Consider the following 22195-nt stretch of genomic DNA (forward strand, 5'->3'; position numbering starts at 1 on the left):
CGGTCGAGTACGAGAACCGGATCACTCAGACGGCACAAGCCGCCTGACCGAGTGTCCACCCAATGGGGTCAAGCCCACACCGCCTCCACACCGACGAAGCAGCCCGAACCACCCCACCAACCAACGACCTCCACACCGCCGCTTGACATAGGAGCAATGCACCCTCGCGCGGATGGTCTCGCGCGGATGGTGAAGCCTTGACACCCGACTGAACACGCGTTTAGCATATTGAACATGCGTTCAGCCGACTTGACGGCTACAGCGAAAATCCGCGATGCGGCCCTCGACCAGTTCGGGCGGCACGGGTTCAGCGTGAGCGTCCGGGCCATCGCCGAGGCCGCCGGAGTCAGCGCGGCCCTGGTCATCCACCACTTCGGCTCCAAGGAAGGGCTGCGCAGGGCCTGCGACGATTTCGTCGCCGAAGAGATCCGCAGCGGCAAGTCGGAGGCGATGCGCTCGGCCGACCCGAGCACCTGGTTCGCCGCGATGGCCGAAATCGAGTCCTATGCGCCGATCATGGCCTACGTGGTCCGCAGCATGCAGGCCGGCAGCGGCCTGGCGACCACGTTGTGGCGCAAGATGATCGACGACGCCGAAGGCTACCTGGACGAGGGCGTACGCGCCGGCACCCTCAAACCCAGCCGCGACCCGAAGGCCCGGGCCCGCTTCCTGGCCATCAACAACGGTGGCGGATTCCTGCTCTATCTGCAGATGCACGAGAACCCGACCGATCTGCGCGCCGTGTTGCGCGACTACGCCCGCGACATGGTCCTCCCCGCGCTCGAACTGTACAGCGAGGGGCTGATGACCGACCGCACCATGTACGACGCATTTCTGGCGCGCGAACAGGGGGGGAACTGATGCGACCTGACAACCGTTGGCCGGCAATAGAAATCCGGGGACTTCAGAAGAGCTTCGGTCAGGTCAAGGCGCTCGACGGACTGGATCTGACCGTCTACGGCGGCGAGGTGCACGGCTTTCTCGGTCCCAACGGCGCCGGCAAATCCACCACGATCCGGATCCTGCTGGGCCTGGTGAAGGCCGACAGCGGGACCGTGCGGCTGCTCGGCGGTGATCCCTGGACCGACGCTGTGGAGCTGCACCGCGAAATCGCCTACGTGCCCGGCGATGTCACCCTGTGGCCGTCACTGACCGGCGGCGAGATCATCGACCTGTTGGCGCGAATGCGCGGCGGCATCGACGAGCGGCGCCGCGACGAGTTGATCGAACGCTTCGACCTGGACCCCAGCAAGAAGGCCCGCACCTATTCCAAGGGCAACCGCCAGAAGGTCTCGCTGATCTCCGCGTTCTCCTCGCACGCCCGGCTACTCGTACTCGACGAGCCCAGCAGCGGGCTGGATCCCTTGATGGAAAACGTGTTCCAGCAGTGCGTCGGCGAGGCGAGCCGGCGCGGCGCCACCGTTCTGCTCTCCAGCCACATCTTGGCCGAGACCGAGAAGCTGTGCCAGCGGGTGACGATCATCCGGTCCGGGCGCGTAGTCGAGAGCGGTTCGCTGGACTCGCTGCGACACCTGCGCCGTACCTCGATTCAGGCCGACCTGATGCGCGATCCCGGTGATCTGACCCGTATTCCGGGCGTCGCGGATGTGCGCTACACCGGCACCGTGTTGCATGCGCAGGTCGATAGCGCCAGCCTGGCTGAGCTCATCGCGGTGCTCGGGGCAGCCGGCGTGCGCAGCCTCACCAGCCAACCGCCGACGCTGGAAGAACTGTTCTTGCGCCACTACGACACGGTCCGGGCATGACCGCCACCACCGCCTTCCGGCCCGCACCACCGCGCCACCGCTGGGGCGGATCGAATCTCGTTGGCACACTGGGTTTGCTGCGCCTGTATATGCGCCGCGACCGCATCGTGGCGCCGCTGTGGGTGCTGCTGTTGTCGCTGCCGCTGGCCAGCGTCTACATCGCAAGCATCCAGGCGATCTATCCCACCGCCGCCGACCGCGCCGGTCTGGCCGCAACCATCATGGCCAGCCCAGCGCAACGGGCGATGTACGGCCAGGTCTACAACGACTCGCTCGGCGCGGTAGGCCTGTGGAAGGCGGGGATGTTCCACCTGCTCATCGCGGTGGCGGTGATTCTGACCGTCATCCGGCACACCCGCGCCGACGAGGAAACCGGCCGCGCCGAGTTGATCGACTCCACCGCGGTCGGCCGTCACGCCGGGCTGACCGCCGCGCTGCTGTTGGCGGCGGGCGCATCGGTGGCCACCGGTGCGATCGGAACGGCGGGGCTGTTGACCACCGGGGTGCCGGCCGCCGGATCGTGGGCGTTCGGAGCGGCGCTGGCCTACTCCGGGCTGGTGTTCACCGCCGTGGCCGCGGTTGCCGCCCAGCTGTCCCCCAGCGCCCGGTTCGCCCGCGGCGCCGCGTTCGGCGTGCTGGCCGGCGCTTTCACGTTGCGTGCCATCGGCGATGCGGGATCGGGCGCGCTGTCGTGGCTGTCACCGCTGGGCTGGTCGCTGCAGGTCCGGCCCTACGCCGGTGACCGCTGGTGGGTGCTGTTGCTGCACCTGGCGACGACGGCAGCGCTCATCTGGCTGGCCTATCGCCTTGCGGCCCGGCGTGATGTCGGCGCTGGGCTGCTGGCCGACCGTCCGGGTCCGCGCCGGGCGGCCCCGACGCTGGGCGGTGCGTTCGGGCTGGCGTGGCGACTCGACCGCGGGGCGCTGCTGTTGTGGACGACGGGCCTGGTGTTCTACGGGCTGCTGGTCGGCAGCGTGGCGCACGGTATCGGCGATGAGGTGGGCAGCGAGCGCGCCCGCGACATCGTGATCCGGCTCGGCGGCACGGCGGTACTGGAGCATGCATTCATTGCGGTGGCCTTCAGCATGCTGGGCATGGTCGCCGCCGCTTTCGCGGTGTCGCTGGTGCTGCGGCTGCATCAGGAGGAGACCTCGGCTCGTGCCGAGACGCTGCTCGCCGGGGCGTTGTCGCGGAACCGTTGGCTGGCCAGTCATCTGGCGGCCGCTTTGGCGGGGTCGGCGCTGGCGATGCTCGTCGCCGGGCTGGCCGCCGGCATCGTCTACGGCGCCGCGGCCGGCGACATCGGGCGGTTGCCCGCGGTGGTGGGGAGTGCAGCCGTGCAACTGCCGGCGGCCTGGTTACCCGCGGCCGGAGCGGTCGCCCTGTTCGGGCTCGCACCGAGACTCGCACCCGCAGCGTGGGCGGTGCTGACCGGGTTCGTCGCGCTGTTTCTGCTCGGCTCCGTCGCCGGCCTGCCCCAGTGGGTGCTCGATCTCGAACCATTCGCTCACGTTCCGGTGGTCACAGACGGCACCTTCCGTGTCGGCCCGTTGATCGTGCTGTTGATCATCGACGCCGCTCTGATCACCCTGGGCGTGCAGGCTTTTCGCCGCAGAGATCTCACGACGTGAGGAGGACGACGTGACAGCGATGGGCAAGAGCTTGCTTTCAGCGTCCTTGGGCCTGATTGCCTTCGCTCTGTTGCTGTTTGTGCCCGCCGGCACGCTGCACTACTGGCAGGCCTGGGTCTTCATCGCGGTATTCGCCCTGTCCACCTGGATTCCGACCATGTACCTGATCCGGACCAATCCGGCCGCACTGGAGCGCCGGATGCGCGTCGGACCGCTGGCCGAAACGCGTCCGCTGCAGCGGATCGTCATCACGGCCATGTTCATCTGCTTTCCGGCCATGTTCGTCGTCAGCGCCCTGGACCACCGGCTGGGATGGTCGACGGTGCCGACGCCGGTCTGTCTGGTCGGCGATGTGCTGGTGGCGATCGGACTGGTGATCGCCATGGTGGTGGTCATCCAGAACGGCTATGCGGCCGCCACCGTCACAGTCGAAGCCGGCCAGACGCTGGTCTCGACCGGCCTGTACGGGCTGGTGCGTCACCCGATGTACGCCGGCAACGTCTTTTTGATGGTCGGCGTCCCGCTCGCGCTCGGCTCGTTGTGGGGACTGCTCTTCCTGGTCCCCGGTCTGATGCTGCTGGTGGCGCGAATCGTCGACGAGGAAAAGCTGCTGACCCGAGAGCTCAGCGGATACCGCGACTACACCGAGCGGGTGCGCTATCGCCTGCTGCCCTACGTGTGGTGAGACCGTCGCCGGTTCGCTCCGAGAGCGCGGGCCACGTAATTGACTTATAGTTCCCTGAGTTCAAGCTGTTAGCGGGATCAGGGAGGTCGGTGGCCATGCGCGGACGCGTCGGAGGCGGCAGCTGGAGCGGCACCCTCTTGCCCACCCGGGCAGCCGCAGCCGCAGCAGGCGCGCTGGTGGTCGGCATCACCCCGATGCTGGCCGCCGCCCCGGCACAGGCGGACTGGGACTGGGACTGGCTGATGGATGCCGCGGTGCCGGTGGAGGACGTCGGCCCTGCCGCGGCCGGGCTCGACCTCGGCAGCCTGATGGCGCTGGTCCAATCCTTCACAGACGGGCTGGATCCGGCCACCAACAAACTGTTCTCCGATATCATCGACGCGGTGCTGGCCTTGCCGGGCCCGAACCAGTCCGTCGACACCGCCGAGTGGATCAACGAGTTCATCTACGCACCCCTGCACGCCGGATTGCAGCAGTGGATCTCCAGCCCGTTGGGTGAGCTCAGCCTCGAGCTGCTCAATGCACCGTTTGCCACGCTGTTCGGTCGCGATCTGATCGGCAACGGCATCGACGGGTTCGACGGCATCAACGCCAGCCTGTTCGGTCAGTTGGGCTGGTTCGGTGACGCCGGTGACGGCGGGTTCCTCTTCGGCGACGGCGGAGCCGGTATCGACGGCATCGACGGCATCGGTGGCGCCGGCGGCGACGCGGGCTTCTTCGGCAACGGTGGCGCCGGTGGGTTGGGCGCTGATGGATTCGCAGGCGGCGACGGCGGGGCCGGCGGCTGGTTCATGGGTGTGGGCGGTGCGGGCGGCGACGGCGGCGCAGGCGCGGCCGGCGGTACCGGTGGCGTGGGCCTCGGCATGCTGCTGGGCACCGGCGGTACCGGCGGCGACGGGGGCATCGGCATTGAGGGCGACTTCGGCGGCACCGGCGGAGTGGGCGGCACCGGCGCCTGGTGGATGGGCCGCGGCGGCGACGGCGGCGGCGGAGGTGAGGGCGACGCCGACAACGGCGGCGACGGCGGCGCAGGCGGCGCAGGCGGCCTCTTGTTCGGCCGCGGCGGCGACGGCGGTCTCGGCGGCACCGGCGGTGCGGGTGGCCTGGGCGGTGCCGGGGGCTTCCTGGGCGCCGCGGGCATCAGCGCGGCCCCCTACGTCGCCAACACGCAGTGGGTGACCTACGACGGCGGCACCAGCCTGCGTGTCTACCCGACGGAGACGGCCCGAACCGAGGCGGGCCAGACCGGCACCCTGCGCCAGGGCGAGCAGGCCTGGGCGGAGGTCGTCAAACGCAACCCGGAGGCCAACAACGCCGGCATGCGCGCACAGTTCCTGTGCCACTGGCAGTTCGTCGAATTCATCCAACCCGGCAAGACCAGTTGGAATTTGGAGCCGTGGCGGCCGGACGTGAGCTCGCTGGACCTGCTCGCCTATGGCTGCAACCCCGGCGGCGCCGAAGAACCGTTCTAGGCCGCTGGTCTCATGGCGGCGACCCGCAGCGCCCGGCTCCGCCGCGCTTGCGATCGCCGCTGACCTCATGGCGGCGACCCGCAGCGCCCGGCTCCGCCGCGCTTGCGATCGCCGCTAGATCCACACGTTCTTGCCGACGGCCACCACACCACCGGCGCTGATGGAGAACCGCTCCCGGTCCTTCTCCAAGTCGACACCGATCATCTCGCCGGGGCTGACCACGACGTTCTTGTCAAGGATTGCGTGCCGCACCACCGCGCCGCGTCCCACCCGAGCCCCGGGCATGATCACGCTGTCCTCCACGATCGCGCCGTCGTCGATCACCACATTCGACGACAGCACCGAGTTGCGCACCGAGCCCGCCGAGATCACGCTGCCGGCACCCACCACCGACTCCTGCGCCGAGCCCCCGTTGACGAACTTCGCCGGGGCCAGATTCTCGGTCGCACTGTGAATCGGCCAGCGGTTGTTGTACAGGTTGAACACCGGGTGAGATGACACCAGATCCATGTGAGCGTCGTAGAACGCGTCCAGGGTTCCGACGTCACGCCAGTAGCCGCGGTCGCGCTCGGTGGCGCCGGGCACCTCGTTATCGGAGAAGTCGTAGACAGCGGCCATGCCGTCGGCCACCAGGCGCGGCATGATGTCACCACCCATGTCGTGGTCGGAGTGATCATCGTCGGCGTCGGCGCGGATCGCATCGATGAGCACCTTGGTGGTGAAGACGTAATTGCCCATCGACACATAGGTGCTGTTCGGATCGTTTGGGGTGCCCGGCGGGTTCGCCGGCTTCTCCACGAAACTGCGGACCCGTCCGGAGTCGTCGGCATCGATGCAACCGAACGAGGACGCCTCGGCGCGTGGCACCCGCACGCCGGCCACCGTCGCCCCGGCCCCGCTTTCGATGTGGAAGCGCACCATCTGTTCCGGGTCCATCCGGTACACGTGGTCAGCTCCGAAGACCACGATGTAGTCCGGATCCTCGTCATAGATCAGGTTGAGCGACTGATAAATGGCATCGGCGGATCCGGTGTACCAACGCGGGCCGAGGCGCTGCTGGGCGGGGACCGGGGTGATGTACTCCCCCGCCAGGCCGCTCAACCGCCAGTTCTGCGAGATGTGCCGGTCCAGCGAATGCGACTTGTACTGTGTCAGAACACAAATCCGCAGGTAGCGCGCATTGACCAGATTCGACAGCACGAAGTCGATCAGCCGGTAGGCGCCCCCGAAAGGCACCGCCGGCTTGGCTCGGTCCAGGGTCAGCGGATGCAGCCGCTTGCCCTCCCCACCGGCCAGGACGATACCCAGCACATGCGGCGCTTCCCTCATGGTCACAAACCTAACGGCCAGGTCGAACGCCTGCCACGTTGACCACACGTTTGCCGAATGTTCTTTACAAAAAAATCACCGACCGAGCCGCTGCACGGCCGCTGATGGGCGCCCGCTACCGTGCCGGTTATGCGGGTGGCAATGCTGACGCGGGAATACCCTCCCGAGATCTACGGTGGCGCAGGCGTCCACGTCACCAACCTGGTTGAGGCGCTGCGACGGTTGTGCCACGTCGACGTGCACTGCATGGGCGCACCCCGGCCGGGTGCGCACGCCCATCAGCCCGATCCTGCGCTGCGCGACGCCAATCCGGCGCTCGGCACCTTGTCGGCCGACCTGACGATGGTCGACGCCGTCAGCGCAGCCGATGTCGCACACTCCCACACCTGGTACACCGCCCTGGCGGGCCGGCTGGCGGCGTTGCTGTACGACATCCCGCATGTGCTGACCGCCCATTCGCTCGAGCCCCTGCGCCCCTGGAAGGCCGAACAGCTGGGCGGCGGCTACCGGGTGTCGTCGTGGGCCGAAAGGGAGGCGACGATCGCCGCGGACGCGGTCATCGCGGTCAGCTCGGCGATGCGCGACGATCTGCTGCGGGTCTACCCGGAGCTGCGGCCGGACCGCGTACACGTGATCTACAGCGGCATCGACACCGCGGTCTGGTGTCCGCAGCCGGCGGGGCCGGATTCGATGCCCGCCGAACTCGGCGTCGATCCAGACCGGCCGACGGTGGTCTTCGTCGGGCGGATCACCCGGCAGAAGGGGGTGGCTCATCTGGTGGCCGCGGCGCACCGGTTTCACCCGGATGCGCAATTGGTGCTGTGCGCCGGCGCTCCTGACACACCAGAGATCGCCGATGAGGTCAGTGCTGCAGTGGCCGATCTGGCCGCCGCCCGCAGCGGGGTGTTCTGGATCCAGGAGACGCTTCCGGCTCGCAAGATCCGCGAACTACTGTCGGCGGCAACGGTTTTTGTCTGCCCGTCGGTCTACGAGCCGTTGGGCATCGTCAATCTGGAGGCGATGGCCTGCGGCACCGCTGTAGTGGCCTCCGACGTCGGCGGTATCCCGGAGGTGGTCACCGACGGCGAGACCGGCACCCTGGTCCATTACGACGCCGCCGACCCGGACCGCTATCACGCCGAACTCGCCGAAGCCGTCAATGTGCTGATCGCCGACCCGGCCCGTGCGCAGCGTTACGGCGACGCCGGTCGGCGTCGCTGCGAAGAGGTCTTCTCCTGGGCACGAGTGGCCGAGCAGACCTTGGCGGTCTACCGACAGGCAAGCCACTAGCACGATGAGGCCCTAGCGACCCGCCTCGCCCGGCTCAGCCGCGCCGGGGATCGCCTTAGCCGCTGGTGACGGCCTTGAGTTCGTCGCCGAGCGCGGCGGCCTCATCGGGAGTCAACTCGACGACCAGTCGTCCACCGCCCTCAAGCGGTACTCGCATAACGATGCCTCGCCCCTCTTTGGTCGCTTCCAACGGACCGTCGCCGGTCCGGGGCTTCATCGCCGCCATCGAGTGCTCCCTCCAGGTACCAGCCCGCAGGCCGTGCCCATGATCTGCGCCGGGTGTGCACGGCAGGCGCAGCGTCCGGCATCGAACTGCAAATTCACTCCACCATTCTCCCCTATTGGAGACGGCGCGTGCACAAGACCCGATTCCGTACTGCATCTTAGTCGATCTAGGCGGTTGACGGCGGCACCCAACATGCCTGGATGTGATCGTCAACCATGCCCGTGGCCTGCATCAACGCATACGCGGTCGTGGGCCCCACGAAGCGAAATCCGCGACGCTTCAATTCACGCGCCATTGCCGTCGACTCCGGCGTGACGGCCGGAATTGCCGACAGGTCCACCGGGCGCGGACGCGGCGGCGGGGCGAACGACCACAACAGCTCCGCCAAGTCGGTGGAACCCAGGTCGATAGTCGCTCGGGCGTTGCAGATCGTCGCCTCGATCTTGGCGCGGTTACGCACGATGCCGGCGTCGGCCATCAGCCGGGCCACGTCGGCTTCGGTGAACCGGGCGACGGTTTCCACGTCGAAGTCGGCGAACGCACGCCGGAAGTTCTCCCGCTTACGCAGTATCACCAGCCACGACAGCCCGCTCTGGAAGGCTTCCAAGCTGATCCGCTCGAACAGTGCGGTCGAATCGCGCAGCGGACGGCCCCACTCCTGATCGTGGTAGTCGCGGTACAGCTCCGACGCGCTGTCGACCCAACCGCAGCGGATCTGACCATCGTCGGGCGCGCTGCTCACCGTGTCTCCGCCGCGGCGCTCGCCGCGGCCGCCTGCGCCGCGGCAAGCTGGCCGCGCAGTGAGTCGAGCTCGGCACCGAGGCGCTCGAGGACCCAGTCGACCTCACCGGTGTGGTAGCCGCGCAGCACCTGGGAGAACTTGACCGCCTCGACATCCGCGCCGGTGACCCCGGACGCCGGCAGCATGGTCGCCGTCGTCGCCCGCGGCAACGGCGGCAGCTGCTCGCCCCGCCCGAACAGCGTGCTGGCCACCCCGAACAGCAGCAATGCGGTGAGCACAAGCACAACGAGATACAGCAAGACCAGTGTCACGGCTTCGATAGTGCCTCATTTTGCGCGCGAGCTGTCAGCCCCCGGCCCATCAATACCGGATCGGTGGGTCAGCGTTGGCGCAGGGTGTTCATGGGTGGCCGGTCGATCAGCGACAAGGGCGTGGTGCGCGGCAGGTAGTCCATGCCGTCGGGGCCGTCGGCCACGAACTGGGTCAGGCCCACCCCGGAATCCGGGACACCGCACCGCGACAGCAAGGTGGCGACGACTTGGCGGCTCATCAGGGCCAACTCGGCCAACGGACGATTGCGGTGGGCCCGCACGCCCAGATTGACCTGGGCGATCGCCTCCAGCCCCAGCCGGTCATAGGTGTCGATCAACAGCCCGATCTCCACCCCGTAGCCGGGCGCGAACGGCACCGATTCCAACAGTTCCCGACTGCCCGCGTACTCACCGCCCAACGGCTGGATCACCGCACCCAGGTCGGGGCGCAGCGCCGTCAACAGCGGCCGTGCCACCAGCTCGGTGACCCGCCCACCGCCGGTGGGTTCCTCGGTGCCGTTGACCTTCAACGGCCGCCGGTAGAAGCCCTTGACGAGGTGGACGCCGTCCCCGGTCAGCAGGGGCCCGACCAGGTTGGGCACGAACATCGGGTCGGGGTCGATCAGATCGGAGTCGATGAACACCACGATGTCGCCGCTGGTGGCCGCCAGCGAGCGCCACAGGGCTTCGCCCTTACCGGGCTGCGGGGGCACCTCCGGGACGGCCTGTTCGCGGCTGACGACGCGCGCCCCGGCCGCGATCGAGCGGATCTCGGTGTCGTCGGTGGAGCCGGAGTCCAGCACAATCAGCTCGTCCACCAGGTTGTCGACGAGCGGCGTGATGCTGTCGATGACCGATTCGATGGTCGCCTGCTCGTTCAGCGCAGGCAGCACCACAGAGATGCTGCGACCGGTCCTGGCCTTGGCCGCCAGCAGCTCCTCCACCGTCCACGGCGGCCGGGTCCAGGTACGCCCGGACAGCCGGGTGTCGCCCGGCGCCGCGACCAGGTCGGTCATGCCAATCCCCTTACTGTGCGGGTCGGGGCCCGCACGCCCTGGATCGATGCCACCATCTCCAGCACTCGCCGGGTCGGCCCGACCTCGTGGACCCGAAACATCCGGGCTCCGGCGGCCGCCGCCAACGCGGTGGCCGCCAATGTTCCATCCAGCCGTTCGGTAAGACCCACACCAAGAGTCTCCCCGATGAAGTCTTTGTTGGAGAGCGCCATCAGCACCGGCCATCCGGTACCGACCAAATCCTCGGTGTGTCGCAACAACGCTAGCCCGTGGAAGGTGTTCTTGCCGAAATCATGGGTGGGATCGATCAGCACCCGGTCCCGGGCCACCCCGGCCGCCACTGCTCGCTCGGCGGCGGCGGTGACCTCGCTGATCACCGCTTTCACCACCCCGTCGACGCTGGTGCCATAGCTCACCCGGAACGGGCGGGTGCGCGGTTTGGCGCCCCCGGTGTGTGAGCACACCAACCCCGCCCCGAACTCGGCGGCCACCGCCGGCAGTTCCGGGTCGATCCCGGCCCAGGTGTCGTTGATCAGGTCGGCGCCGGCGGCGCAGGCGCGTTTGGCGACCTCGGCACGCCAGGTGTCCACGCTGATCAACTGATCGGGATAGGCGCTGCGCAGCCACTCGATGAACGGCACCACCCGAGCGGTCTCGGTGTCGGCGTCGACGGTCTCTCCAGGTCCCGCCTTGACACCGCCGACGTCGATGACATCGGCACCGTCGGCCACGGCCCGGTGCACGGCGGACTTGGCCGCCTCGTCTGAGAACGTGGCGCCCGCGTCGTAGAACGAGTCCGGGGTGCGGTTGATGATCGCCATGATCAGCGCTCGATCACCGGCCACCGGACGGCCACAGAATTGGGACTGCACCTGTCTATGGTGCCTGGTGGCCTACCGGACCCAGGACACTACCGTGCTCACATGGTGGATTTTGCGCTCATCTCGTGCGGTCTGCGTGGGCACGCGACGTTCGCTCCCGACGAGCCGGAACTTCGCGCGCGATTGCGGGCCGATACGCCCGTGGGCGAGGCATGGCGGTGTCTGCGCTGCGAGACCTTCGTGGTGGGGGCTCCCCGCGGCAGCGGCCCGGCTGACACTGCACCGGAGATTCCCCGTGGTCCGATGCTGCGCGACCGGATCCTGATGCGAGCACTTGCGCTAGATCGCGCGGTTCGCTGCCTGATCTTCTTCGTGGTGGCCGCGGGGGTCGTCAAGGTCAGTGGATCACGTGAACGCCTGCAAGTCGCCTTCGAGCAAGATTTGCCGTTGCTGCAGCCCCTGGCGGATCAGATCGGTTGGGATCCGGAAAACTCGAAGGTGATTCGGCACCTCGCCGAGGTGTTCGCCCTGTCATCGTCGACGCTGCTGTGGATAGCGGTGGCGCTGGCGGCCTATGCGACGATCGAGCTTGTCGAGGCGGTCGGGTTGTGGCTGATGCAGCGGTGGGGCGAATACTTCGCGGTCGTGGCCACCAGCGCCTTTCTCCCACTGGAAATCTACGAGCTGTCCGAGAAGGTCACGGTTCTTCGCGTGGTCGCGCTGACGATCAATGTGGCCGCCGTGGCCTGGCTGCTGTGGAGCAAACGGCTGTTCGGGCTGAACGGCGGCGCCGCGGCACACCGAGCGGCACACGAGACCGCGAGCCTGCTCAGCGTCGAACGGGCGAGCCTGGCCGACGCCGGCGCAGCCTCGTAGCCGAGCTGGCCCTACTAGCCCTGCGGACGCTTGCCGGCGGCCACCTCGCCGGGGTATTCGGCGTAGTAGGGCACGTAGCCCTCGCCGCGGCCGGCCAGCACATACAGCGGGTCCTCGATGACCGCGCCACCACCGCCGTAGCCCTGCTCGCGCAGCTCCACCTTGCGGCTCTTGAACGTGGTGGTGTGGGCCATCGACGGCACCACCCGCACGAACAACGGCACGGCATAAGAGGGCAGCTGGTCGAACGCCGCTGCGGCCAGCCCCTGCCCGTCGAACGTCGCACCGTCGCGCAGTTTGATCGCGGCCATCCCGGCGCGGCCGCCGGTCCCGGGCACCTCAACCCCGTAGACGGCGCACTCCTCGACCGCGTCATCGACGCTCAACGCGGCCTCGACCTGCGTGGTGGCGACGTTCTCGCCCTTCCACCGGAAGGTGTCGCCGAGCCGGTCGACGAATGCGGCGTGCCCCATGCCCTGCGGGCGCATCAGGTCGCCGGTGTTGAACCAGCAGTCGCCGTCGCGGAAGGCGTTGCGCACCAGCTTCTTCTCGTTGGCCTCCGGGTCGGTGTAGCCGTCGAACGGGGAGAACCGGTTGACCGGGCTCAGCAACAGTCCGGGCTGGCCGGCCGGCACCCGCTGCACCCAGCCGTCCTCGCCGCGCAGCGGCAGGCCGGTGTCGGGGTCGTACTGCACGTAGGCCAGCGGCAGTGGATAGACGCCGGTGCTGCGCGGCACGTTGAACACATTGAGGAAGGCGCTGTTGCTCTCGCTGGCGGCATAGAACTCGCAGACCCGCTTGATGCCGAACCGCTGCGTGAACTCGTCCCAGATCTCCGGCCGCAGCCCGTTGCCGGCGATCACCCGCACCTTGTGCGCGCGATCGGTGGGCTTGGGCGGCTGGTTGAGCAGATAGCGGCACAGCTCGCCGATGTAGACGAACGCCGTGGCGTCCGCGGCGATCACCTCGTCCCAGAACCGCGTGGCCGAGAACGACTTGCCCAGGGCCAGCGTGGCACCGGCGTTGAGCACCGATGACACCGCGACCGTCAGCGCGTTGTTGTGGTAGAGCGGCAGGCAGCAGTAGAGCGTGTCGCTGCCGCGCAGCCGCAGCCCGATGCCACCGAATGTCGCCAGGGCGCGCAGCCACCGATAGTGCGTCATCACACTGGCTTTGGGGTAGCCGGTGGTGCCGGAGGTGAAGATGTAGAACGCGGTGTCCTTGGCCAGCACCGCGTTGACCGAGGCGGGGTTGCCGTCCGGTGCGGTGGCGGCCAGCCGACGGAACTCCTCGATGGTCATCGGCGAGTCGGCACTGCCGCACTCCTTGACCGCATCGACCAGATCGGATTCGGCAACCAGCAGCTTCGCGCCCAGCACGCCCAGGCTGTGGGCCAGTACGTCGCCGCGCTGGTGGTAGTTGAGCATGCCGGCCACCGCACCGCATTTGGCGACGGCCAGCATCATCAGCACCGCGTCCGGGGAGTTGCGCAGCATGATCCCGACCACATCGCCGTGGCCGACGCCGCGGGCGGCGAGCACGGCGGCGTAGCGGTTGACGGTCTCGTTGGATTCGCGGTAGGTCAGTCGCTGGTCGCCGAATCGGATGAAGACGCGGTCGCCGACTTGGGCCGCGCGGTCTTGGAAGACCTTGCCGATCGAGGCCTTGGAGGTGGGGCGGGCCCGTAGTCCGGTCCACAGTCCGCGCAAGATGGTCGGCCCGTCGGCCAACAGGCGGGGGGCACGGGCTAGAACGTCGACCAGGCCCACCTGGGTGACGGCGCCGGATTCGTGGTCGGACACGTTATCGCCTCATTTCGCCGAAAATCGAGAGCTTAATCGGTACCGGCGGTACCGGGTGAACAGGCGTCCAGCGCCGCTTCCATGTCGTCGAACACCAGCAGGCGGTCCATCGCGCGCCGCGACACGTATCCGGTGTCGATAAGCCCCGACAACCACGTCCACAGCCCTTCGTAGTGGCCGTCGGGGTCGAGCAACACCACCTCTTTGTCATGCATGCCCAGATACCCACCGGTCCAGGTTTCGAACAACTCTTCCAGCGTGCCGATCCCGCCGGGCAGGGTCAGGAATGCGTCGGCGCGCTCATCCATCACCTGCTTGCGCGCGCGCATGGTGTCGGTGACGATCAGCTCGTCGGCGTCGACATCGGCCACCTCGCGGTGCAGCAGCGCCTTGGGGATCACCCCGACGGTGTGGCCGCCGCGCTCGCGCGCGGCCACCGCCAGCGCGCCCATCGCCGAGATGTTGCCGCCGCCCCACACCAAGGTCCAACCCCGGTCAGCGATCGCCGCACCGACCTTGGCGGCCAGCGCCAGCAGCGCCGGATCGCTGGGGCCCGACGCGCAGTAGACACAGACCGCCCATTCGCTCGACCGCACACCGAAAGGCTATCGGGCCGTTGGCGCAGACCGTAAACTCTCGGCGGTGCCGATCCGGTGGAATGTTCCCGAGCATTCGGCGGCGTTGCATCAGCTCACCGCAGCGCTGGAGCCAGACGGACCCCGAGCCGGGGCGGTGGTGCTGGGCCCCGACGGGTGCGGCAAGTCCACGCTTGCCCGGCGCGCGGCTGAGGAGCACGCCGAGCGCCATCGCAGCACCCGAGTGTGCTGGGTGATCGGCACCCCCGCCGAGCGCGAGGTGCCGTTCGGCGCCTTCAGCCATCTGGTTGCGGTGGCCGACATCGGAAAGCCGGCCGCGCTGCTGCGGGCGGCGCGCGCCTCGTTGGTCGCTGCGGGGGGCGATCTGCTGCTGGTGGTCGACGACGCCCATCTCCTCGACATCTTGTCGGCGACGCTGGTCTACCAGCTGGCGCTGACCGGGACGGCCCGGGTGATCGTCACCGGCCGCGCCGACGGCTCCCCCGCTCCGCCACCGCCGATCGCCGCGCTTTGGGGCGACGATCTGCTGACCCGCGTCGACATCACCGCCCCGGACCAGGCGGGTGAGGCCGGCCGCGACGTGGACGCCTTCTTGGCGGGGCTACCGGCCGACGCGCGCGCGGTGCTGGACTACCTGGCCGTCTTCGAGCCGTTGGCGCTGGTCGACCTGATCGGCCTCACCGGCGCCGATGCCGTCCGCCGGGCCGAGGAGCTGGGCGCTGTGGAAACCCGCGCACGCGGTGGCCGCGAACCGGATCCGGTGGTCTACACCGCTCACCCGCTGTTCGCCGAGCGAGCCCGCGGCCAGCTGGGGGTCGAGGGTGCGCGCGCCCGGCGCACCGAAGTCGTCCGCGCGCTGGCGGCCCGTCCCTGCGCGCACGTCGGCGAGCAGCTGCGGCTGGCGGCGTTGGCCGCCGACAGCGACGCGCCGCAGCCCCCCGAAGACGTGGTGGACGCCGCTCAGCAGGCATTGCGGCTCGGCGATCTGCAACTGGGAGAGCGACTGGCTCGCCACGCCCTGGAGCGGTCGGACGGACTGGCGGCCCGCCTGGCCTTGGCGCACGCGCTGGCCTGGCAGGGCCGTGGGCGCGACGCCGACGCTGTGCTGGCGGCGGTCGACCCGGCCAGTCTCAGTGAGCCCCAGTTGATGGCTTGGGCACTGCCGCGGGCCGCCAACCAGTTCTTCACACTGGGCGAGCCGGAACGCGCCACCGCCTTCCTGGCCGCCACCCGCAGCCGGGTGACCGGCGCGACCCCACGCGTCACGCTGGACGCGCTCGGCGCCACCTTCGCGATGAACGCCGGCAACATCGGCCGCGCCGTCCAAACCGCCACGCAGGTGCTCGCCGATCCTGCCGCCGACGACATGGCGGTGGCCTGGGCGGGCAGCGCCGCTGCCCTGTGTGCGGCGCGGTCCGGCCGATTCGACGAGGTCGGCCCGCTGGCGCGCCGAGCACTGGACGCCGAGCATCCCGGCGTGCTGCGCTTTACCATCGGGCTCGCCGAGATCACCACACTGCTGATGGCCGACCGTCTTGCCGAGGCGCGTGAACTGGCTTGGCAGTTCACCGATTTCGCCGAGCTGTCCCAGCCCGGCCGGGCGATCGGCGAGGTGCTGGTGGCGCTGGTACGAATCGCCGCGCAGGAGTACGACGCCGCGACTAAGCTGCTGGTGCCGGCCGCAGCCACCCTGGAACGCACCGGCTATTCCTGGGGGCCGCTGTCGCTGACCCTGCTGGCCACTGCGCTGGCCCGTCAGTCCGACATCGCCGGTGCGGCAAAGGCGTTGAGCCGGGCCGAATCCCGGCATGGCACCAAATCGGCGCTGTTCGCACCGGAGCTGGGCATGGCGCGGGCCTGGCAGCGGGCCGGCATGCGCGATCAGCACGGAGCGATCGCCGCAGCCCGAGAGGCCGCCCGGATGGCCGAGCGTTCGGGGCAGTCGGCGGTGGCGCTGCAGGCGTGGGATGTGGCCGCCCAACTCGGCGATGCCCCGGCCGTCGACTCGTTGAGCCGGCTGTGCGAGCAGGTCGACTGCGCGTTCGGCCGGACCGCGCTGGACCGGCTCAGGAGCTGAGGAAGCCGCGCAGCAGCTCGGTCACCCTGGTGATCTGCTCGACCGGCACCCGCTCGTCGACTTTGTGAGCCAGGTTCGGATCGCCCGGCCCGTAATTGACGGCGGGGATGCCGCGGGCGGCGAACCGGGACACGTCGGTCCAGCCGTACTTGGCCCGCACCTGTCCGTCGGCGGCGGCCACCAGTGCGGCGGCGGCGGGCGCGGTGAGCCCCGGCAGGGCGCCGGCGGCGGAGTCGGTCTGCTCGATCGCGACGTGCAGGCCGTCAAACACCTCCTGCACGTGAATCAGCGCCTCATGCGGCGTGCGGTCCGGGGCGAAGCGGAAGTTCACGGTCACGCTCGCGGCGTCGGGGATCACGTTGCCGGCCACCCCGCCGTCGATGCGCACCGCCGACAGACCCTCGCGGTAGACACAGCCGTCGATGTCGATGCTGCGCGGCTGGTAGGCGGCCAGCCGGTTCAGCACCGCCCCCAGTTTGTGGATCGCGTTGTCGCCCAGCCAGGACCGCGCCGAATGCGCCCGGGTGCCCGCCGCGCTGATCACCACCCGCAGCGTGCCCTGGCACCCGGCCTCGATGTAGCCGCCGGTGGGTTCGCCGAGGATGGCGAGGTCGGCGGCCAGCCAGTCCGGCAGGTTGCGCTCGATGCGGCCCAGCCCGTTGGCGGCCGCCTCGATCTCCTCGCAGTCATAGAACACGCACGTCAGGTCGTGCGCGGGTTCAGTGAGGGTGGCGGCCAGGTGCAGGAATGCGGCGACGCCGGACTTCATGTCGACGGTGCCGCAGCCGTGCAGCACGTCGCCCTCGTCGCTGGTGGTGGTGCGCCGACTGGGCAGGTTGCCGGCCACCGGGACGGTGTCCAGATGCCCGGCCAAAAGAACCCGGGTCGGGCGGCCCAGATTGGTGCGGGCCAGCACCGCGTCACCGTCGCGAATGATCTCGAAACCGGAGGTCTGGGCCCGCAGCGCGGCTTCGACCTCGTCGGCGATGCGGGCCTCGTGACGCGACTCGCTGGGAATGTCCACCAGCGCCGCGGTCAGGGCGATCGGGTCAGAGCGCAGGTCCAGCACGGACTCAGCCTAATGGGTCGCGTCCCCCGGCGAGCAGACGTGAAAGCGCCCAATTTTGTGGCGCGCAGGGGGCTTTTGCTGGGGGCACCCCCGCTGGGGGACTGTTCGGCGAAAGAAAGTAGCCTGACCGCGTGACTGGAGCTTGGGGCGTCGGGGTAGCGACGCTGGCCGCAGACGGATCCGTTCTCGACACGTGGTTTCCCGCACCGGAGTTGGGCGGCTCGGGCGAGCCCGGAACCACCCGCCTTGGCGCGGACGACGTCTCCGCCGACCTGGCCGGGCTGCTCGGACGTGACGAGGACCGTGGCACCGAGACCGTCGCGGTGCGCACCGTGATCGGGTCGCTGGACGAAACCGCCGCCGACGCCTACGACGCTTACCTGCGCCTGCACCTGCTGTCGCATCGGCTGGTGGTGCCGCACGGGCTCAACGCCGGCGGACTGTTCGGTGTGCTGACCAATGTGGTGTGGACCAACTACGGTCCGTGCGCCGTCGAGGGCTTCGAGTCGACGCGTGCCCGGTTGCGCCGGCGCGGCCCGGTGACCGTCTACGGCGTGGACAAGTTCCCCCGCATGGTCGACTACGTGCTGCCCTCCGGCGTGCGCATCGCCGACGCCGACCGGGTTCGCCTCGGCGCGCACCTGGCGCCGGGCACCACGGTCATGCACGAAGGATTCGTCAACTTCAACGCGGGCACGCTGGGCGCCTCGATGGTCGAAGGCCGCATCTCGGCCGGCGTGGTGGTCGGTGACGGCTCCGACGTCGGTGGCGGCGCCTCGATCATGGGAACGCTGTCCGGCGGTGGCACCCAGGTGATTTCGATCGGCAAGCGCTGCCTGCTGGGCGCGAACGCCGGACTGGGCATCCCGCTGGGCGACGACTGCGTGGTCGAGGCCGGGCTGTACGTCACCGCCGGCACCAAGGTCACCCTGCCCGACGGCACCACGGCCAAGGCCCGTGATCTGGCCGGCGGGAACAACCTGCTGTTCCGCCGCAACTCGCAGACCGGTGCGGTGGAGGTGGTGGCCCGTGACGGCCAGGGCATCGCGCTGAACGAGGACCTGCACGCCAACTAGACCAGCACCTGCTCCTTGGCGGCGTCCCGCCGGATCGGTTGCGGCCAGGGCTGCGGAACCGGCCGGGGGCGCACGATCTGAGGCCACCAGAACCAGCGCCCCAGCAGGGTCGCCACCGACGGTGTCATCAGGGACCGGACGATCAGGGTGTCGAAGAGCAGGCCCAGCCCGATGGTGGTGCCGACCTGGCCGATCACGATCAGTGCGCTGACTGCCATGGAGGCCATGGTGAAGGCGAACACCAGACCCGCGGCGGTGACCACGGCACCGGTTCCGACCATGGCGCGAATCAGCCCGGTGTGCAGTCCCGCGTGGATCTCCTCCTTGATCCGCGAGACCAGCAGCAGGTTGTAATCCGCCCCGACGGCGAGCAGCACGATGACCGACATCGGCAGCACCATCCAGTGCAGCGGAATGCCCACGATGTGCTGCCAGAGCAGAACTGACAGGCCGAACGCCGAGCCGAGACTGAGCACCACCGTGCCGACGATCACCGCCGCGGCGACCACGGCGCGGGTCAGCACCATCATGATGATGAAGATCAGGATCAGTGCGGCCGTCGCCACGATCAGCAAGTCGTAGTTGGCGCCCTGCTGCATGTCGTAGAACATCGCTGCGCTGCCGCCGAGATAGATCCTGGCTCCCTCGAACGGTGTGCCCTTGATCGCGTCGGCCGCCGCGACCTTGAGCGATTCGATGCGCGATATTCCCTCGGGCGTCAACGGGTCGCCCTGGTGAATGATGGTGAACCGCACCGCATGGCCGTCCGGCGACAGGAACAGCTTGATGCCGCGCTTGAAGTCGGCGGTGTCGAAGGCCTCCGGGGGGAGGTAGAACGAGTCGTCGTTCTTCGCGGCGTCGAACGCCTCTCCCATGGCCGTGGAATTCGCCTGCATCGCCATGTTCTGGTCCTGCTGGGCCTTCTGCACCTGGTACTGGTTGAGCAACGTCTGCTTCTGGTTCTTCATCGACTGGATCTGCGCCGGCATCACCGCGACCATCCGCGGCATCAGCTCGGCCATGCGTTGCATGTCGGGCACGATCTCATCGAAGTCGCCAGACATGGTGTCCACGCCGTCCAGGGCGTCGAAGATCGACCGCAAAGACCAGCAGATGGGGATGTCGAAGCAGTGCGGCTCCCAGTAGAAGTAGTTGCGGAACACCCGGAAGAAATCATCGAAATCAGCCATGTGATTGCGCATTTCGCCGATGTCGAATGCCGTGGTGGACATCTTGTCGGCCATCCGCTGCGACACCTCGGCCAGGTCCTGCTGGATGTTCATCATCTCGGTCATCGAGTCGATGCTGGTCTGCAGGTCGTCGGCCTGCTTGAGCAGGTTGTCCAGGTTGGTCTGCATGTAGTCGTTGTTCATCAGCGCAGCCGTACCACTCTGGCCGAGCGTGTACGGAATCGTCGAATGTTTGACCGGATCCCCGTCCGGGCGAGTGATGGTCTGCACCTGGGCGATCCCGTGCACATTCTTGAGAGCTTTGGCGATCTTGTCGATCACCAGGAAGTCCGCCGGGTTCCGCAGGTCCCGATCGGTTTCGACCATCATCAGGTCCGGGTTCATCTTCGCCTGGGAGAAGTGCCGAAACGCCGCCGAGTAGCCCACATTCGCCGCGACGTCATCGGGCAGGTAGAGCCGGTCGTTGTAGCTCGTGTGGTACCCGGGCAGCGCGAGCAACCCGATCAGGGCTGCCGCGACCGCGGCCACCAGGATCGCCCCGGGCCAGCGAACAGTGGTGGTACCGACCCGGTGCCATCCGGTTGACCGGGTGACACGCTTAGGCTCCAGCACCCGACCGAAGCGACTGCACACCGAAATGACGGCAGGCCCAAGGGTCAACGCCGCGGCGACCACGATCACCATGCCGATCGACAGCGGGAAGCCCATCGTCTGGAAGTAGGGCAGTCGCGTGAAGTGCAGGCAGAACGTGGCCCCCGCGATGGTCAGACCGGACGCCAACACCACGTGCGCGGTGCCGTGGAACATGGTGTAGTAGGCGGATTCTCGGTCCTCGCCGGCCTTGCGCGCCTCCTGATATCGGCCGATCAGGAAGATCGCGTAATCGGTGGAGGCGGCGATGGCCAGGGTCACCAGCATGTTGGTCGCGAAGGTGGTCAGCCCGAAGAGGTTGTGAAAGCCCAGAAATGCCACCACTCCCCGGGCGGCCGACAGCTCCAGCACGACCATCAGCAACACGATCAGTGTGGTGATGACCGATCGATACACGCCCAACAACATCACCGTGATGACGGCAAAGGTGAGCAGTTCGATGGTCTCCATGCTCTTGTCGCCGACGTGATTCTGGTCGGAACTCGTGGCCGCTGGACCGGTGACATATGCCTTCACACCGGCGGGAGCCGGCAGTTCGGATGCGATCTGGCGCACCGCGTCCACCGATTCGTTGGCCAGCGTCTCCCCCTGGTCGCCGGCGATGTAGACCTGAACGTAGGCGGCCTTGCCGTCGGCGCTCTGGGCGCCCTTGGCGGTCAGCGTGTCGCCCCAGAAGTCTTGGACGTGTTGCACGTGAGCGGTGTCGGCACGCAGATCGCGCACCATACGGTCATAGAACTCGTGCGCCGCCGCGCCCAGCGGCTCGTCGCCTTCGAGCACGATCATCACCGAGCTCGAAGTGTCGTACTCTTCGAACACCTTTCCGACTCGCTTGGTCGCGATCATCGATGGCGCGTCATTGGGACTCATCGACACCGCGCGCAGCTTGCCGACTTCCTCCAGCTGCGGGACGACGACGTTCAGCGCAGCGATCAGGGCGATCCAGCCCAGAATGATGGGCACCGCGAAGGTCCGGATGAATCGGGGTATCCCCGGCCGGGCGCCGTGCCGCGCAGCGGGAAGGGCCTCGGTGCGCACGGCATCCGTGGGCGTGGTCATGCTGCCTTCACAAAGCAGAAGGTCTCGGCGTTCACTCCGGTGGCCGTCCTCTCCTGTTTGACCTCGTCGTCGACGGTCACCCGGCAGCTGATGCTGTCGCCGTCGCCCTGGGCAAGGATGTTGGGCATCACCGAGGGCAGGGTGGTCTGCAGCGTCAGCGTCCACGGCAGCGCCACATCGGCGACGCGCTGCGGCTTGCCTTCGAGGTCCATGTAATTGATGACGGCCGTGGTGCCCGAACCGAAGATCTCGTAGGTCACGAACTTCGGGTTGAAGTCCTCGGCGTTGTCCGAGGACAAGTCGGTGACCATGACCGGATGCGCGCCGAACACGGTGCGCAGCTGCGCGACGGTGAGGGCTCCCGCCCCGACTGCCGTCACGATCAAAGCGGGTAACCAGATCCGGCTGATCAGCTTTTTCATCGTCCGCCCTCCCCAACGCCCGGCCGGCCGGCGTCTCCACTCCAGATAGCCAAGCTAACTTTGTAAACGGATTAAGTCAATCCGGTTC

At 68.3% G+C, this 22195-nt stretch carries 20 protein-coding genes; 9 read left to right on the plus strand and 11 right to left on the minus strand.

Annotation, left to right across the window (positions count from 1 at the left end):
- Positions 1-234: 234 nt before the first annotated feature.
- The 5 genes from AWC18_RS16015 to AWC18_RS22380 all read left to right on the plus strand — a co-directional run bounded on the left by AWC18_RS16015 (position 235) and on the right by AWC18_RS22380 (position 5554).
- Positions 235-861 (plus strand): TetR/AcrR family transcriptional regulator, encoded by a 627-nt coding sequence (locus AWC18_RS16015; RefSeq protein WP_085139366.1) that lies wholly within the window; start codon positions 235-237, stop codon positions 859-861.
- A complete protein-coding gene (locus AWC18_RS16020; RefSeq protein ID WP_085139367.1) occupies positions 861-1766 on the plus strand; it encodes an ABC transporter ATP-binding protein in 906 nt (301 codons plus the stop codon). Before AWC18_RS16015 ends, AWC18_RS16020 begins: the two co-directional genes overlap by 1 nt.
- Positions 1763-3397 carry an ABC transporter permease gene (locus tag AWC18_RS16025; protein WP_208858384.1) on the plus strand — a complete coding sequence of 545 codons (1635 nt, stop codon included), beginning with the start codon at positions 1763-1765 and terminating at the stop codon, positions 3395-3397. The genes AWC18_RS16020 and AWC18_RS16025 overlap by 4 nt, the downstream gene beginning before the upstream one ends.
- 19 nt (positions 3398-3416) lie before the next feature.
- The gene (locus AWC18_RS16030) at positions 3417-4082 is read left to right on the plus strand and encodes a methyltransferase family protein (RefSeq protein ID WP_064998986.1); all 666 of its coding nucleotides are present in this window, start codon (positions 3417-3419) and stop codon (positions 4080-4082) included.
- A gap of 95 nt (positions 4083-4177) precedes the next feature.
- Positions 4178-5554, plus strand: a complete 1377-nt coding sequence (locus AWC18_RS22380) for a DUF2599 domain-containing protein (RefSeq protein WP_085139368.1) — start codon at positions 4178-4180, stop codon at positions 5552-5554.
- Positions 5555-5668: 114 nt separating this feature from the next.
- Here the strand turns inward: AWC18_RS22380 and glgC are convergent, their stop codons facing one another.
- Positions 5669-6883, minus strand: coding sequence for a glucose-1-phosphate adenylyltransferase (glgC, locus tag AWC18_RS16040; protein ID WP_064998967.1), 1215 nt, complete (start codon positions 6881-6883; stop codon positions 5669-5671).
- Between the two features lie 129 nt (positions 6884-7012).
- On the opposite strand from glgC, the gene glgA reads away from it, so the two are divergent.
- A complete protein-coding gene (glgA, locus tag AWC18_RS16045) occupies positions 7013-8173 on the plus strand; it encodes a glycogen synthase (protein WP_085139369.1) in 1161 nt (386 codons plus the stop codon).
- 55 nt (positions 8174-8228) lie between these two features.
- Here the strand turns inward: glgA and AWC18_RS16050 are convergent, their stop codons facing one another.
- The 5 genes from AWC18_RS16050 to folP all read right to left on the minus strand — a co-directional run bounded on the left by AWC18_RS16050 (position 8229) and on the right by folP (position 11289).
- Positions 8229-8399, minus strand: a complete 171-nt coding sequence (locus tag AWC18_RS16050; RefSeq protein ID WP_064998965.1) for a DUF3117 domain-containing protein — start codon at positions 8397-8399, stop codon at positions 8229-8231.
- A 166-nt stretch (positions 8400-8565) separates the two neighbouring features.
- Complete coding sequence (locus AWC18_RS16055) at positions 8566-9141, minus strand: DNA-3-methyladenine glycosylase I (protein ID WP_085139370.1); 576 nt, start codon at positions 9139-9141, stop codon at positions 8566-8568.
- Positions 9138-9452 carry a DivIVA domain-containing protein gene (locus AWC18_RS16060; protein WP_085139371.1) on the minus strand — a complete coding sequence of 105 codons (315 nt, stop codon included), beginning with the start codon at positions 9450-9452 and terminating at the stop codon, positions 9138-9140. Before AWC18_RS16060 ends, AWC18_RS16055 begins: the two co-directional genes overlap by 4 nt.
- Positions 9453-9520: 68 nt before the next feature.
- Positions 9521-10468, minus strand: a complete 948-nt coding sequence (locus AWC18_RS16065) for a glucosyl-3-phosphoglycerate synthase (protein ID WP_085139372.1) — start codon at positions 10466-10468, stop codon at positions 9521-9523.
- Positions 10465-11289, minus strand: coding sequence for a dihydropteroate synthase (folP, locus tag AWC18_RS16070; RefSeq protein WP_234806559.1), 825 nt, complete (start codon positions 11287-11289; stop codon positions 10465-10467). Before folP ends, AWC18_RS16065 begins: the two co-directional genes overlap by 4 nt.
- A gap of 102 nt (positions 11290-11391) precedes the next feature.
- Here folP and AWC18_RS16075 point away from each other — a divergent pair, with 102 nt between their 5' ends.
- The gene (locus AWC18_RS16075; protein WP_085139374.1) at positions 11392-12165 is read left to right on the plus strand and encodes a DUF2127 domain-containing protein; all 774 of its coding nucleotides are present in this window, start codon (positions 11392-11394) and stop codon (positions 12163-12165) included.
- A 14-nt stretch (positions 12166-12179) separates the two neighbouring features.
- On the opposite strand, the gene fadD6 is transcribed toward AWC18_RS16075, so the two are convergent.
- Entirely contained in the window at positions 12180-13967 is a 1788-nt protein-coding gene (gene fadD6 / locus AWC18_RS16080; protein WP_064998959.1) for a long-chain-acyl-CoA synthetase FadD6, read from the minus strand.
- 32 nt (positions 13968-13999) lie between these two features.
- Positions 14000-14563: a cytokinin riboside 5'-monophosphate phosphoribohydrolase gene (gene log / locus AWC18_RS16085; RefSeq protein WP_064998958.1), complete on the minus strand. Its 564-nt coding sequence runs from the start codon at positions 14561-14563 to the stop codon at positions 14000-14002.
- A 46-nt stretch (positions 14564-14609) separates the two neighbouring features.
- On the opposite strand from log, the gene AWC18_RS16090 reads away from it, so the two are divergent.
- Positions 14610-16640, plus strand: a complete 2031-nt coding sequence (locus AWC18_RS16090; RefSeq protein ID WP_085139375.1) for an AAA family ATPase — start codon at positions 14610-14612, stop codon at positions 16638-16640.
- Here AWC18_RS16090 and dapE read toward each other — a convergent pair.
- On the minus strand, positions 16630-17709 hold the full coding sequence (dapE, locus tag AWC18_RS16095) for a succinyl-diaminopimelate desuccinylase (RefSeq protein WP_085139376.1): 1080 nt from the start codon (positions 17707-17709) through the stop codon (positions 16630-16632). The two genes, AWC18_RS16090 and dapE, sit on opposite strands and share 11 nt — an antisense overlap.
- Positions 17710-17840: 131 nt before the next feature.
- Here dapE and dapD point away from each other — a divergent pair, with 131 nt between their 5' ends.
- Positions 17841-18785, plus strand: a complete 945-nt coding sequence (dapD, locus tag AWC18_RS16100) for a 2,3,4,5-tetrahydropyridine-2,6-dicarboxylate N-succinyltransferase (RefSeq protein ID WP_085139377.1) — start codon at positions 17841-17843, stop codon at positions 18783-18785.
- Here dapD and AWC18_RS16105 read toward each other — a convergent pair.
- Positions 18782-21685 (minus strand): MMPL/RND family transporter, encoded by a 2904-nt coding sequence (locus AWC18_RS16105; RefSeq protein WP_085139378.1) that lies wholly within the window; start codon positions 21683-21685, stop codon positions 18782-18784. The two genes, dapD and AWC18_RS16105, sit on opposite strands and share 4 nt — an antisense overlap.
- A complete protein-coding gene (locus AWC18_RS16110; RefSeq protein ID WP_064998953.1) occupies positions 21682-22107 on the minus strand; it encodes an MmpS family transport accessory protein in 426 nt (141 codons plus the stop codon). The genes AWC18_RS16105 and AWC18_RS16110 overlap by 4 nt, the downstream gene beginning before the upstream one ends.
- Positions 22108-22195 lie beyond the last annotated feature (88 nt).

The sequence above is a fragment of the Mycolicibacter nonchromogenicus genome (assembly GCF_002101775.1).
In the GTDB taxonomy this organism is placed as follows: domain Bacteria; phylum Actinomycetota; class Actinomycetes; order Mycobacteriales; family Mycobacteriaceae; genus Mycobacterium; species Mycobacterium nonchromogenicum.